Origin of the sequence: Lacrimispora indolis DSM 755, assembly GCF_000526995.1 — a bacterium.
Classification (GTDB): Bacteria; Bacillota; Clostridia; order Lachnospirales; family Lachnospiraceae; genus Lacrimispora; species Lacrimispora indolis.
Window position 1 is genome coordinate 3,063,111 of record NZ_AZUI01000001.1, and the last position, 14,390, is coordinate 3,077,500.

A 14,390-nucleotide genomic window follows, 5' to 3' on the forward strand; every position below is an offset into this window, starting at 1 on the left:
TGAACGTACAATTTCTTAAATTAAAGAGAATATAAATGTTTCAGCAGTACATTGGAAATATTGGAACAGGAAGTCTGGACGGTAACGGCTCCGATGTTATAGGCAACCATAGGCATTCCATAGACGACACAGCTTTCTGCATCCTGACCAATGGTGAAGGCACCCTTTTTCTTCATTTTGAGTAACCCGTCAGCCCCGTCACGCCCCATGCCGGTCATGATGATCCCTACGGAGGAAGCTCCGGCCGTATCGGCAACGGATTGAAACAGCACGTCAACAGAGGGACGGTGTCCGCTGACCTTTTCCCCGGAATAACAGTTTACGGTATAGCGGCTTCCTGTCCGGACCACTTTCATCTGTAAATCACCGGGGGCGATGAGCACCTGGCCTCTTTCCACAACATCTCCTGTCTGCGCCTCTTTCACGTTCATCTGACATAAGTGGTTTAAGCGGTCCGCATACATTCTTGTAAAGCCTTCCGGCATATGCTGGGTGACCACAATACCCGGAGTATCCGGGGGGAGATCTTTTAAGACCTGAAGTGTGGCTTCCGTTCCTCCCGTAGAAGCGCCTATGGCGATAATGGTATTATTGGCATTGAGGCTGAAGGGCCTTCCGCTGCCGGCCGGCTTTTGAGTAAGCACGGAGGAAGCCGCCGCAGCAGGCACCCTGATCCTGGCCCTGGAAGCGATGAATATTTTGCTTATTAATGTATTTAAAAAGGTGGCGGCAGTGTTACTGGCTGACATATCAGGCTTTCTGACAAAATCCACGGCTCCGGCAGAAAGGGCCTCAAACACATTTAAATTAAGGGATGACACCAGGATAACGGGAACCGGATATTTGGGCAAAAGCTTTTTTACAAAGTCAATGCCGTTTAACCGGGGCATCTCCACATCCACCGTGACTACATCAGGTTTTAATGCCGGTATTTTTCGTTCTGCATCAAAGGCATCAATGGCATATCCAACAACTTCTATACGGGGATTCTGGGATAGGTTATCGATCAATACCTTGCGAAACAGCAGGGAATCATCTACTACAAAAACTCGGATTTTTTCGTTCATAATCTACTCCATTCTATGCGGTTAATAAAAGCGCATACAGGCAGATGTAAAATGCTTTACATATTCCTGATATTTAATTATAAATCTGTGTAATATAAAATCCATTTGCGGAAGATAAAATGCCGGCAAATAGATTTTATATTACACAGATTATTCTTTTCGGTATGTCGCGGGCATTAAGTACTTATAAGGCGTTTTTTCCTTATTAATTGTCTCTGAATGTCCAATGAGAAGATAGCCTCCCGGTGCGGTTGCATCATAGAAACGCTGGATCAAGGCGTCCTTTGTGCCCTGATCAAAATAGATCATTACGTTTCTGCAAAAAATAACGTCAAATTTAAGCCGGAAGTGAATGGGGTCCATCAGATTGAAGGTTTGGAAAATCACATTTGATTTAATTGCAGGCGCTACGGAATAAACGCCCTGTTCCGAGGTTTTAACAAAATATTTGGACTTCCAGGCAAGAGAAAGGTTTTTTAAGGAGTCTTCATCGTATACCGCTTCCTTTGCAGCCCTTAAGGCATTTTGGGAAATGTCGGTAGCCAGAACCCGGGTATCCCAGAGGGCGGCCTGCGCCCCCAGGGTCTCCTTGATGATCATTGAAATTGTATAAGGCTCTTCACCGGAAGAGCATCCGGCGCTCCATATGCTTAAAACCTTGTTTTTCTTCGTGCTTAGCAGATAAGGGAGTATAGTATCCCGGAAGAATTTAAAATGGGCTTCCTCCCTCATAAAGTAGGTGTAATTCGTCGTAAGCTTATTTAACATGACTTCTAAGTCTGCAGGATTTTTTGATGAGATGATATGGTCTATGTAATCCGTAAATGAAGTATATCCAAGGGATATGATTGTGTTTGACAACCGTCCCATAATCAGCTGCATCTTTTTTGACAGATCAATCCCGTAATTTTTTTTCACGAACTGAACCAGCCGCGTAAAGTCTTGCTGCGAAAGTGTTAGCATAAAAAGTCGTCCTTTATGAGTTATTAACTAAAGTTACACAATCCAGAAGCAGGACTACGTGATTGTCCGGCATGGATATCATGCCGCTTACCAGTTCTTCCCGGTTATTGGCAGGAACCGGGGAAATGCTGGAATAATCAATGTCCAGAACCTGCTCCACGGCATCCACAATGACTCCGATAAAAACGGAATCCACATTGAGAACGATGACGCAGGTAGTGTTGGTGTATTCAATAGCCGGTTTGCCCAGCCTTAAGCGGATATCAATGATCGGTACGATCTGACCTCTTAAGTTGATGATTCCCCTTACATAGTTGGGCATCATAGGCATGGGGGTAATGGCATGGTTGGTGATGATCTCAATGATATAATTGGTGCTTACACCGAAAATCAGGTTATCTGTGCGAAAGGTTAAGTAGCGCTCCATGGCTTCTGAACCGCCGGAAATAAAATCTTCACTTGTAAAATTATCTGCACCAGACATCGCTGTTTGTGTATTCTCTGCTGACATTTGTATTCCTCCAATTCCCAAATTAGTATTGATTATGTGCTGCAGCATACAGATTTAAAACGTCTAATATGATGCTGATGTTGCCGTCGCCCAGAATGGTGCATCCGCTGATTCCCGAATCCTTGATGTTGAAGCTGTTTAAGTATACAGGAAGGGGCTTTACAACCACCTGCTGTTCACCCAGTAGGTCATCTACGAAGAGGCAATAGGACTTGTCGCCGGATTCCACCCATACAAGGATCCCATCCTCAATGCTGGTGATTTCCGTCTCAATGTTGTAAAGCCTGTGAATGCGGACAATGGGGTAGAACTGGTTCATGCACCGGATGATCTCGTTGCCTTCGGTATCGTAGATCACCTCGTCATTTTTCACCTTAAAGGACTGGCGGATGTTGGCGATGGGGATAGTAAAGACGGATTTTCCGACTGCGATTTCCATACCGTCCACAATAGCCATGGTAAGGGGGATTTTTAAGGTAGTGCACATACCTTTGCCCAGTTCACTGGTAATGGTGATGGTGCCGCCGATATTCTCCACATTTTTCTTGACCACATCCATGCCGACACCACGTCCGGAAAACTCCGTAACCACTTCGTTGGTGGAGAAACCGGGAGCAAGAAGGAGGGCCAGGATCTCTTTATGGGTATATTCACTTTCAGGTTTTGTCAGAACGCCGTTTTTCTTTGCTTTTGCCAGAACTCCCGCAGGGTTTACACCACGTCCGTCGTCGCTGATGGAGATAATTACTTCGTTGGTCGTATGGCTTGCGGAAAGGACCAGCTCTCCCTGAGGATTTTTTCCGGCTGCAATACGTTCCTCGGCAGTTTCCTCAATCCCGTGATCCATGGAATTGCGGACAATATGCATGATAGGATCACCGATGCTGTCCACAATGGATTTATCCACTTCCGTATTCTCGCCGATGATGGTCAGGCGCACGTCCTTTTTAAGCTTTTGCTTCATATCCCGGACGATCCTGTTCATTTTCTGAAACACGCCGGATATGGGCACCATGCGAAGGGACATGACAATATCCTGAAGGTCATCGGTCAGCTTACGAAGCTGTCTGGTAGCCTTTAAAAAGCTGTCTAAGTTCTTTAAGTTCTGGATCTCAGGAGAAGAGGTCACCATGGATTCCGTAATGACGATCTCGCCTACAATAGCCACCAGGTTATCCAGCTTTGTTAAATTCACGCTGATTAAATTCTGCTTGCTGGGCATCTGGTGTCCGGCACTTGCGGCAGGAGTGTTTGGGGCTCCGGTTCCTTCATGGTCAGAAGGAGAAGAAGCCTGAGCGTTCTGAGTTTCCCCTGTTGCAGAAGCTTTGGTGCGCACATTTTCAATGAGCTCATAAGAACGGATATTGTTTAAGTTATTGATTTGTGAGATTGCCATATCCGCATCCTTGCGGGAATCAAAGGTTAAGAAAAAGCCCTTTTCAATGATGGTGGCGGTGCTCTGGCTGTTGGTTTCCACATCTTCCGGATAATAATTGAAATCCAGTCCGGATTCTTTTAAGGTGCTTATGAGCATAAAGGCACGGAGATTCTCCATTCCGCAGCCCTCGTCATAGAAGATCCTTAAGAAGAAAGGGGATTTATCATCAGGGCATTCCGCCAGATCCAGCCGGATTTCATTTAAGTTGACAGCCGGTGCTTTGGGTGCGGGAGCAGCAGACTTATGCACTTCCTGGGGTTCAGGAGCTTTTACGCTTTTTTCTTTGCTTTCGGTCTGGTTATTATCCTTACTGATTTTTTTCAGGAAACTATTAATTTCCTGAGTCAGATTGTCGACATTATCACTAAGTGGCTCATTGTTTTCTACTTTTGCAACCTCAGCACGAAGCATATCAGTAGAACGGAACATTAAGTCAAAAAGGGTGCTTTTGTGAGAAACGCTAAGGGATTCCAGGCCATTCTCACGGATAAAAAAGAATAGATCTTCAATATGGTGGGCGATCTGCATCAGGGAAGTGAACTCCATCATAGCGGAAGAGCCCTTGACGGTGTGCATGATACGAAAGATTTCGTTCACATCATCCACCGTAAAATCTCCAGCCTTTTCGGCTTCTATCAGCAGTTCGTCCAATTGCTCCAGAAGGGAATTGGTTTCAAAGAGATACATATCAAGCATATTTTCCATGCCGTTATCCATAATATTTACACCGCCTTGTTTAGTTTAGTATATATCTATTTATCGGTATGGTTGGATAAAAAATAATAGTAAATTAAATAACCTTTCGAAAAAAAATGTAAAATACCAGTTAAATGGAGGCATAGTATGGCAGATATTCTGAAAGTTACAACACCGCTTTCCGGTTATGATAATTCAACGATTAAAAATAACCCCCAGGCAGGCCAGGGAGTGCAGATCCAAAATCCTGTAGACCCATCAAAGGTGATGAGAGGGGATAACCGGACTGACTCCGGCGGAAACGGGGAACAGCAGCTGGCATTCCAGTACGGGTCAAATTTCGGTGCCTTTTTAAACCTGGTAAAAAACACACCTGATCTTTCCAAGCTATTTACCGATATGTTTTTCCAGGGGGAAGAGGTGTTGGCAGGAGGAGTCATGGGAGAGGAAGCAGCACAGAAGATCGCTTCCTTTTTTGAGGCAACCCAGATGCAGGCGGAGGAGATCCTGCCCTTTCTAAAGGAGCAGGCCGAATCAGCAGTCCGTTTTAACGGAGGTATTTTTGACCAGCTGCGTCAAGTGATGGCAGAGACGACTTCTGTGGATTTAAAAGCAGAGGTTTTAAATTTTATCAGGAAATTCAACGATATGTCTTCCGGAAAGCATATACTTCATGATATATTTAATACAGTAAAGGATATGGAGGGATATGTTTTTAAGCAGACAAGGGAGCAGATAGAGGCTTTGCTTAAGGAACTGGATTTATCTGCACCTGAGGGACAGACCTCCCACAACAATGCGCTGCTGAAGGAAAAGCTCCTTCCCTTTCTGGGCCGCTATATTGCAGTGAATCACGATATGGGCACCATACGGGATAAGATCTCTCTTTTAACGGTATTGATCGCCAGATATGAAAACGGGAACAGGGAAGAGGTTTTGCAGTCCTTTTCCAGGCTGACGGGCTATCAGGGATTTCGTAAGTTTTTCGGGGAAATGACAATGGAACAGTTTAATGAGCTGCTGAATCAGGTGGATTTAGAGCAGGCAGCAGGAAAAAACCAATGGGCGGAAAAGTTCATTGATTTTCTAAGAACCGGTGTGAGCGGAGGTACGGGGCTTGAAAATAAGCAGATGTTTCAGAATATGCTCCAATCCCTGGTTTTAAATGAAAGTGTTTATATGCCCCTCTTGCATCTGGCATTTCCCATGAATGTAAACGGGCGGAAACTGTTCTCCGAGATGTGGATCGATCCGGATGAGGAGGGCAGCAGCACCCAGGCAGGGGCAAAGCATAGGGCCAGAATTTTTGTTAAATTCGATATCAGGGAATTGGGCCAGTTTAAGCTGCTGCTGTTTTATGGGGACAATGCGGCCTCCCTTCAGCTCTATTATCCGGAAAAAATGCAGAAATCAGAGGCCAATATCCATAAGGGGATTAAAAATATCCTTGACCGGCATCATTTCCGGGCGGACAACATATATCTCCAGGCAGGGGGCGGACCTTCTTCGCCGGTAGAGGTATTTCCCAAAATCCATGAAAGGAAAAATTCAGTTGATGTCAGAATTTAGAAACACGTTAAATAAAAAGGCGGTCGCATTGAAATATGACGATGCGAAGAATTCTGCTCCAGTTATCGTGGCCTCCGGTATGGGGTATATGGCGGAGAAAATAATTGAAACTGCCAATGAAAGCGGTGTTCCGGTTTATGAGGATAATTCTCTGGCAACCATTTTAACCCAGCTTGAGCTTGGAAGCCAGGTACCGGAGGAATTGTATCAGGCAATCGTGGATATCTACCTGTATTTTCTGGATTATGTGCCCGGGCCAGTGGAAAAAACGGAGCCGGAGGAGCATATAAAGGAAGTAGAGGAAGAGGAAATAATAAAAGAGGAAACGGTGGAGTAGGTTATGTTAATTGAATGTGAAAAAGCATGTGTTTATACCTTAGATGGTGTCTTCATCGCAGAAGTGAAGGTGGTGGATTCCCATATGGACAGTATGGGGCTTATCTTTGAAGAGGAAGATATGGATAAGGTGAACACAGAATCAGTGATCGTATTTTATGACGGCATTCAAGGACTTGTTACATGTAAATGCCGTTTATCCGGAAGGGTGAAAATCAGCGGAGACGAAAGCGGAGAGATCGGAAATGCGATCTATAAGGTCCCATGCCAGATTGATGAATTGATCGGCGTAGAGCAAAGACGCCGCGACCTTAAGGTCAGGATTTCATTTCCTGTCACCTTGGAGACGGCAGATGCAGACGGAAAGGTCACACATATAACTGCAAAAGTAAAAGATATAAGTGCAGGAGGGATTGGATTTGAGTCGGCTGTTGAATTAAAGGAAGCGCAGATCTATTCTTTTCTGTTTGAAACCGACAGCGGCTGTACCAGACTCAAAGGCAGCATCCTGTGGGTGAAAAAATTATCAAATGAAAATGAACCGCCCCGTTACCGGTATGGCAGCCGTTTCTTTGATATGACGTCTTATCAGGAATCCATGGTCAGAAGATTCACTTTTCTGGAACAGCTTAAAAGAAGAAAGATACAGTGATTTCTTCATCCGGTCATTGAAATTTATAAACTGCAGAGTAAAGATGTATTATTAAAAGGAGCGATTACATGAAACAACAAAAGAGGGGATTGGCTATAGCCATTCTTGCGGCTTTGTGCCTGTGTCTCTTCCCGGAAAAAGCGATGGCAACAGAGGCCATCAATTCAATCAGCATTAAAGTAGTACTTAATATTGAGGCAGGAGATCGTTTGCCTGATATCCAGATCGACAAAACCAGCGGGGAGTGCTATGTGACTTCCGGTGATAAAAGATACATTGTCAGAGAGGCGGAGTGGGTCACCTCCACATCAAAAGATATGACGGTAGGAGAAGAGCCAAGGATGAATGTGACTCTTACCCCCTCCGACGAATATGACGCTTATTTTAAATCCTCTTATGAGGCTTCCAAGATGAAAATCACGGGTGGTTCTTATGTCAGCGCAAAACGCAAGGGCAGCGATATGATTGTGACCTTAAGGACAAAACCGGTCAAAGGCCTGTACGCAGAACCGGAAGACGTGGGCTGGAAGGATACAAGACTTGGCCAGGCTGTCTGGTCCAAGGGGGATAATACTTCAGGCGCTTATGAATTGTGGCTTTATTGCGGAAAAAAGATTGTTTTAAAGAAGGAGCAGGTAAAAGCCACCTCCTATAATTTCTATCCTTATATGACAGAAGAAGGAACCTATTCTTACAAGATCCGGTCCGTTCCCTTTAAGCAGGAAGAATTAAAGAACGGAAAGAAAAGCGGTTGGGTGGAATCTGATGAACTGGTTATCAGGGATAGGGATGTATCCGATGGGACAGGAAAGGACTCCGATACAACTGCGGGCACAGCAAGCGGTACGGAAGTAAAGGAGGGCTGGGATCAGCAGTCCGGAGTATGGTTCTACCGGTACGCCGATGGAACGGTTCAGGCTAATTCCTGGCTGATGCTTGATAATGTGTGGTACCGTTTTGACCAGGAAGGAAAGATGATAACCGGCTGGTTTCTCCTGAATTCTGATATCTATTATATGGATTCCAAAGGGGCTATGGTGACCGGGTGGAATAAAATCGACGGTACATGGTATTATTTTTACCCGGACAACGGTTACGAGGCGCCCCTGGGCGCCGCTGCAACAGACTGGCAGGTCTTAGACGGATATTATTACTATTTTAACAGCCAGGGCGCTATGCAGAAGGGCTGGATTAACCAGGCGGGAAGATGGTATTATTTAAATACCATACAGGCAAACCTGGAAGGAGCTATGCTGAAGGGCTGGATCATCCGGGACGGACATACATATTTTACGGGGGAAGACGGAGTCATGGTAACTGGCTGGCAAAAGATCGACGGACTGTGGCGTTATTTTAATCAGGATGGCACCATGGCTGTTAATACGGTGATCGACGGATTTCCGGTGAATGAGGATGGAGTATGGGTACAATGATGAGAGAGAAAAGAAGGAAACTGTATTCTGTGTTCCTGGCTGTGTTTACGGCGGTACTGGCATGTCTGCCAGCCATAAATTCCTATGCTGACGATTCCATAGTGATTCGAAGCGTGAATCTTAAGTTTGACAGCCAATATGGGAATGAAGAAATACTGATGCCAGGGATTTCCACAACAACTGCCGGAGTATCGGTTAAAGAAGTCATATGGAAACGGGATATCAGCAAATGGAAGGCAGCAAAGAATGAACGGGTCAGCGTAATTTTATCGTCAGACACCATGATATTTGCAAATGCCTACAACCGGTCGGAATGCAAGCTCACAGGAGCCAAGTTCGTATCTGCTAAAGCACTGGATAACAATACCCTGGAAGTGAAGGTGGATTATGTCCCTGTGGTGATCCTGGGAAGGACGTCGAGAGCAGGATGGAGCGACAGCAAAAAGACGAAAGCTGTTTGGGAGAAGGTTGAGTTTGCCACAGGATATCAGGTTGCCCTGTATGCAGATGACAAGCTGAAAAAGCGCATTTCTGTGGAAACCAATACCGTGGATCTTTCTGAATATATGGATAAGGATGCAGTTTATTACTATGAAGTCCGTGCAATCGGCTATACGGCCGATGACCGAAAGTATATGAAGGAAGGGGATTATGTAACTTCCGATGACACCATTATGGAATATGACGGCGATACGACAGGAACCTGGAAGGGAAATACCTATAAGCAGGAAGACGGCGGGGTGCCCAGAAACAGCTGGAAGCAGATATTAAACGACTGGTATTATTTTGATGGGAATGGAATCCGCCAGATCGGCTGGCTTTTGTCAGGCCAAAGATGGTATTATCTCAACCCTCAGGATGGAAAGATGCTGATCGGCTGGCAGTTTGTCAACGGAAAGTGGTATTATATGAATCCGGCCGGAGGGGAAATGCTGACAGGCTGGATCCAGCCCCAGCCGGGAATATGGTATTATTTAAATTCAGACGGCAGTATGGCAAGCAGTACAAATGTAGGCAATTATTGGGTAGATGCTTCAGGAAAATGGATTCCGTAAAAGTCAGAAATTGGCGGGAGGATTGAATTTTGGCGACGATAGACCAGTTAAAGCTGTCCGCACTTGCAAATGCAAAGGCCGGGCAGACAGGATATACGGCAGTTTCATCTGCCAAGGGGAATTTTAAACAGATTTTAAAATCAGTTATTAAGGCGCCGGAAAATCTTGAAGCCATATTTACAGAGGCTTCTAAAAAGTACGGAGTTTCCGAAAAACTTCTAAAAGCGGTTGCCAAGGCGGAATCGAATTTTAACCCGTCTGCCACTTCAAAGAAGGGAGCGGCCGGAGTGATGCAGCTGATGCCTGCCACTGCCAGATCCTTAGGAGTGGATGATCCTTATGATGCAAGGAGCAACATCATGGGAGGGGCTAAATATTTAAGAGAAAACCTGGAACGGTATAATGGAAACGTGGATCTCACTCTAGCGGCTTATAATGCCGGAAGCAACAATGTGAGCAAATATGGAGGAATCCCTCCCTTTAAAGAAACGCAGGAGTATGTGAAGAAGGTTAAGAACTATATGGGTGCGGGTGATTCTGAAACCTCAGGGTATGGATCAGACATATCAAATGCTTTGGAATATTTAACAGGTCAGTCATGGGAAGCGGAAACTGAGAGTCTTGTACCGGAAAAATCCGATTATCTCTATTTGATTGAATTGATGAAGCTTCGGATGCAGATGGCTTCCTACCGCATAGCCAGTCCGTTTGATTCCGAAGATTCAACGGCAGGTTCAATCTATAATGTATAAAAGAAAAGCCTAATGGAAAATTTGAATGAACAGATTTTCCATTAGGCTTTTAAAATATAATAATGAATAGCATGTCGATTTAGTTATGTATAGGACTTTTCTTTTGTACAGATTTTACTTTTTAGATATCGCGTCACTCACTTTTACCAGAGCTTCAATAAAAAATGATTTTTTAATTGGCTTGAAAACAAAGGGAACAGAGGGACCCAATTCCTGCACCATCGTTAGTGTTTTATCATAGACAAGAGAACTGATAATGATAATTCCTGCTTCCGGATGATGCTTCAACAGGCGTTTGGAAGCTTCGATGCCATCGATTCCAGGCATTATGATATCCATGGTCACAATATCGGGCTTTTCTCTCTCAAAGGCTTCCAAAGCCTCTTCCCCGCTTCTGCACTGATAGATTACATCAAAATTTGTTCCTTTTAGTAATTGTTCTATCTCATTGCGCGTTACAATTGAATCATCGACAATCATAATTGTTTTTTTCATAGTAGCTTCCTCCTTTAGGTCTAATTACTTCCGATCGTAATTTCGCCTTCATTGTTTTTATAAATAATGCTTCTGGAGTACTCTTCCTGGACCAGCAGGCTGGAGGAGCCAATTTTAATGCGGACCACTGGAAGCAGCTGCTGACATTGAATGATTCCGGACTGTTCCCTGTCAGTTGCAGTTATTTCGTTTAAACGGTTTGTGATCTCCTGTTCCCGAAGGTTTAAATAAGCGGAAGCCTGCTTTAAGCTATCCAGCAGCAGTTGCTTATCCTGTCTTTGGGTGGTCTCTAGATAGGTGATATTCTTTCTTACCTCCGACATGTTATGGCGCAGCTGTTCCATTTCCCTGGTAAGACGAGAGGATTCTTCCACGTTCTTTGGAATATTTGCAATTATTAATTCGGTAATAAGCCGCCGTACTTTAGAACCAATAATACGGGCATTGATGCTGTTGGAAGCCAGTAGGGAGCCCCCTATAATGACGCCCATACCAGAGGTCACGATAATATCCTGACCGCTTTCTATTTTGGAATTGATAATGCTTTCCGCATACACATTGCCTTTGGCGCTGACTGTGCAGTGCTCTAAGTAACGGCATTTGATGTCAGAGTCAGAGGTTAAAACGCCGCGGCCGTTTCCCGACATGCCGCTGGCAATGGTGATGGCTCCTTGGGCCGTAATCTGGGCACCTTCTACGGAGCCGCGGATATCAATCCTTCCGGTAGCCTTTACTGAAAAACCGTTTCTCACGTCCCCTGTAATGAATATGTCCCCGTCATAATCTAAATTTCCTGTACTATTATCAATATTGCCGTTTATCTTAAGGAGGGGATCTACCTGAAATTTTCCATTGGCAAATGTTACATGGCCTGTTCTCCGGGAAATCAGCAGAGTCCGGTCTTCCGTAAGCGAGGTATTGCGGCCTGAAGGTATGGGAACATTAGTTCCCTTAATAACGCAGGGATAGGGGTGGCCGGTTATGGTCATGCCATTTTCTCCCGGAACAGCAAGGGTAATTGTGCTGATCACTTCCCCTTCCTTCACGGATTGGATGTTATTTAATTTTTTATAATCAACAGATCCGTTTTCATCTTCCTTAAATTCAAGATTAAGGGTGCGTTTAAAATGGTCCTTAATAGAACCGTCGATTCCGTTGCGTGCCAGAACTCCCTTTGCAATCAGCACGGACTGGTCATAAATCTGTTCTTCAACGATTGATTTCAGCGCATCCTCTATAATTCCTTTGGTTATCCGTTCTTGATTAAGAAGGGATTTCAAATCTTCTTCCTTTATCCCCTCACCGCCATTAAATGGAGGAATCACATAAATCCATGCGGCCATCCGGTCATGGGAGATATAAAGATGAGCCTGGGCTGCCTTTGGCTGAGGCTCAGGTTCCTGTGTGTTTTCGGCCGTCCGTTTAAAAACATTGGACAAGGAGTTCATTTTACTGGAGAACTGAGCGCATTCACTGTATAATGCTTCTTCATCGATCCGCACTATAAGCGGATCATCGGATTGCTCCCATATAGAAGAATGGGAGGGAGCTTTTTGTTCTGTTTCAGGAGGCGCGGTTACTGCAGCAGAGCCTTTTTGTTCGGTTGAATCGGAGGCTGCTTCTTTGAGATCTTCATTCTTGGATTCTTCAGGCGAAGCGGCAGCAGTTATAACGGATTTCTCCGAAGATTCCGCAGAACTTCTTGCATTTTGAAAAAAGCCAAAGAACCCTTTTTTAGTTTTTTCTTTCATTTTCTTCCCCTAACATTAAAAAATACCTGCTACTTTTTCCCTGTATGCAAGTAATTGGCTGATTTCCCGTGGTTTCTTTGGCTGTAGCCAACAGGCGTCAGGATATGACTCTGTTCAGTTTCCCAATCAAAGAAATGCTGGCTCCGGTTTCTGATCATTTCATTCCTATGTAAATACAATCAGGTATAATTAGTCTTGAGCCTTTATCAGTCAGATCCCCCGGACCGAGCCATGAAAATCTATTTCGCTGGATATCGGTTTTCGTTCTGCCCGTTCTTTTTGAGGCCATACTCTTTACATCATGCATTGCTGAAAATAATCTGTCATGCAAATTGTCAGGCATTAAATTATAGGATACCGGGATCTTTGCTCCAAGATGCGTCATAGGAACACCTCCTTCTCAATTACAAATCGGCTATATTTTTATATCGGCAAATCTTATCATAAATATAACATAATAGTTGGCCTTTTGGTTACTTAATTTAAAAAAAACATATTTGGTTACGTAAAATAGTTACTGGATAAAAAAGTTGTGAAACCATTTCGGGTTAATTGGACTTAGTAAGTCACTATTTTAAATGCGAAAAACATTAGGTGGAGTGCGGGATCCACCTGATAAGCGGCGATAGCTGCTATTCGGCTATGAACGGTGAAGCGGGGGACGCTGTGAACAAGTAGCGGAGGGGAGTAGAAGAGGGGAGCTTGAGCCTTGGTCATTGTGAATGTCCGTTTGTCTTAAGGGGTGTTTAAGGCGTGTTTTATATGTGTGTTTCTTTTTTTATAAAGGAGAATAGTTTCTTCTTTTGTTTTCTGATATTATAATGTAAGGGCTTTATGACAGGATAAAAGGCGTGGATATTAGAATTCAGCTTTTGTTTTAACTTTACCCGACTGAGTATTATCCATGGCTGATTCTTGTGTTTGCATGCGATTGGTGTGTTTCATCAGAGGCTTTTTTTAAATTGAACAAATTATTGAAAATAATTCGAAATAATTGTTGACTTTTGTCGCCAGCTTTGATAAGATGTAACTCGCCGCTGAAAACGGGCGGCAAATTTTCTTCTAAAAACACATCGATGATCGATGAAAAAGCTTTGAAGAAAATGGAAAAAATGGTTGACAGAAATAGACAGCCATGATATCCTATAAAAGTTGCTGCTGCGACAGTAACAAACAAAATGCACTTTGAAAACAGAAGATTGAACAGTATGTAAAACCCTGAAAATTCTAATAAAACAAGCCATTGTTTGATGGCTTTGAATGAGAAAATTCAGAACGAATACAAGCAATTGTATACGAACCAAACAACAAGTAAAACGGGAAAAAAATTAGCTAGTTAGTTGATTTTGACCCCGGATTGAACCGAATGGCAGGTCTAAGCGGTATGCTCATGAAGCTTTGCTTCATTCGCTACCATTTGCTTCGCAAATGTTCATAGATTAGCAAAAAAGTCCTTATGAAAGCGAGCTTTCAACAGACTTTTCTACCAATCTCTGACCGCTTTCAAAGACTATCTGCTTAAATTTGAGAGTTCGATCCTGGCTCAGGATGAACGCTGGCGGCGTGCTTAACACATGCAAGTCGAGCGAAGCGATTTAAATGAAGTTTTCGGATGAATTTTAAATTGACTGAGCGGCGGACGGGTGAGTAACGCGTGGGTAACCTGCCTCAT

Annotated in this window: 13 protein-coding genes and 1 rRNA gene (1 of these 14 only partly in view); 7 read left to right on the forward strand and 7 right to left on the reverse strand. The window is 44.0% G+C overall.

Annotated elements, in window-relative coordinates; translation table 11 throughout:
- Positions 1-20: 20 nt before the first annotated feature.
- The 4 genes from K401_RS0114695 to K401_RS0114710 all read right to left on the reverse strand — a co-directional run bounded on the left by K401_RS0114695 (position 21) and on the right by K401_RS0114710 (position 4,696).
- On the reverse strand, positions 21-1,067 hold the full coding sequence (locus K401_RS0114695) for a protein-glutamate methylesterase/protein-glutamine glutaminase (RefSeq protein ID WP_024293662.1): 1,047 nt from the start codon (positions 1,065-1,067) through the stop codon (positions 21-23).
- 150 nt (positions 1,068-1,217) lie between these two features.
- Positions 1,218-2,030 (reverse strand): CheR family methyltransferase, encoded by an 813-nt coding sequence (locus K401_RS0114700; RefSeq protein WP_024293663.1) that lies wholly within the window; start codon positions 2,028-2,030, stop codon positions 1,218-1,220.
- 13 nt (positions 2,031-2,043) lie between these two features.
- Positions 2,044-2,541 carry a chemotaxis protein CheW gene (locus tag K401_RS0114705; RefSeq protein ID WP_027352433.1) on the reverse strand — a complete coding sequence of 166 codons (498 nt, stop codon included), beginning with the start codon at positions 2,539-2,541 and terminating at the stop codon, positions 2,044-2,046.
- A gap of 22 nt (positions 2,542-2,563) precedes the next feature.
- Positions 2,564-4,696 carry a chemotaxis protein CheA gene (locus tag K401_RS0114710; protein WP_024293665.1) on the reverse strand — a complete coding sequence of 711 codons (2,133 nt, stop codon included), beginning with the start codon at positions 4,694-4,696 and terminating at the stop codon, positions 2,564-2,566.
- 126 nt (positions 4,697-4,822) lie between these two features.
- On the opposite strand from K401_RS0114710, the gene K401_RS0114715 reads away from it, so the two are divergent.
- The 6 genes from K401_RS0114715 (at position 4,823) to K401_RS0114740 (ending at position 10,472) form a co-directional block, all read left to right on the forward strand.
- On the forward strand, positions 4,823-6,244 hold the full coding sequence (locus tag K401_RS0114715; RefSeq protein ID WP_024293666.1) for a hypothetical protein: 1,422 nt from the start codon (positions 4,823-4,825) through the stop codon (positions 6,242-6,244).
- The gene (locus K401_RS0114720) at positions 6,231-6,581 is read left to right on the forward strand and encodes an EscU/YscU/HrcU family type III secretion system export apparatus switch protein (RefSeq protein WP_024293667.1); all 351 of its coding nucleotides are present in this window, start codon (positions 6,231-6,233) and stop codon (positions 6,579-6,581) included. The genes K401_RS0114715 and K401_RS0114720 overlap by 14 nt, the downstream gene beginning before the upstream one ends.
- Positions 6,582-6,584: 3 nt before the next feature.
- A complete protein-coding gene (locus K401_RS0114725; protein WP_024293668.1) occupies positions 6,585-7,232 on the forward strand; it encodes a PilZ domain-containing protein in 648 nt (215 codons plus the stop codon).
- Between the two features lie 68 nt (positions 7,233-7,300).
- Positions 7,301-8,665 (forward strand): N-acetylmuramoyl-L-alanine amidase family protein, encoded by a 1,365-nt coding sequence (locus K401_RS0114730; RefSeq protein ID WP_024293669.1) that lies wholly within the window; start codon positions 7,301-7,303, stop codon positions 8,663-8,665.
- On the forward strand, positions 8,653-9,720 hold the full coding sequence (locus K401_RS0114735; protein ID WP_024293670.1) for an N-acetylmuramoyl-L-alanine amidase family protein: 1,068 nt from the start codon (positions 8,653-8,655) through the stop codon (positions 9,718-9,720). The genes K401_RS0114730 and K401_RS0114735 overlap by 13 nt, the downstream gene beginning before the upstream one ends.
- 29 nt (positions 9,721-9,749) lie before the next feature.
- Complete coding sequence (locus tag K401_RS0114740; protein WP_051152882.1) at positions 9,750-10,472, forward strand: lytic transglycosylase domain-containing protein; 723 nt, start codon at positions 9,750-9,752, stop codon at positions 10,470-10,472.
- 114 nt (positions 10,473-10,586) lie between these two features.
- On the opposite strand, the gene K401_RS0114745 is transcribed toward K401_RS0114740, so the two are convergent.
- The 3 genes from K401_RS0114745 to K401_RS0114755 form a co-directional block, all read right to left on the reverse strand.
- Complete coding sequence (locus K401_RS0114745; protein WP_024293671.1) at positions 10,587-10,967, reverse strand: response regulator transcription factor; 381 nt, start codon at positions 10,965-10,967, stop codon at positions 10,587-10,589.
- 20 nt (positions 10,968-10,987) lie between these two features.
- Positions 10,988-12,718, reverse strand: a complete 1,731-nt coding sequence (locus K401_RS0114750) for a flagellar assembly protein A (protein WP_024293672.1) — start codon at positions 12,716-12,718, stop codon at positions 10,988-10,990.
- Positions 12,719-12,872: 154 nt separating this feature from the next.
- The gene (locus tag K401_RS0114755) at positions 12,873-13,103 is read right to left on the reverse strand and encodes a hypothetical protein (protein ID WP_024293673.1); all 231 of its coding nucleotides are present in this window, start codon (positions 13,101-13,103) and stop codon (positions 12,873-12,875) included.
- A gap of 1,135 nt (positions 13,104-14,238) precedes the next feature.
- Between K401_RS0114755 and K401_RS0114760 the strand changes: the two genes are divergently transcribed.
- Positions 14,239-14,390: ribosomal RNA gene (locus K401_RS0114760) — 16S ribosomal RNA — on the forward strand (it continues 1,380 nt past the right edge of the window).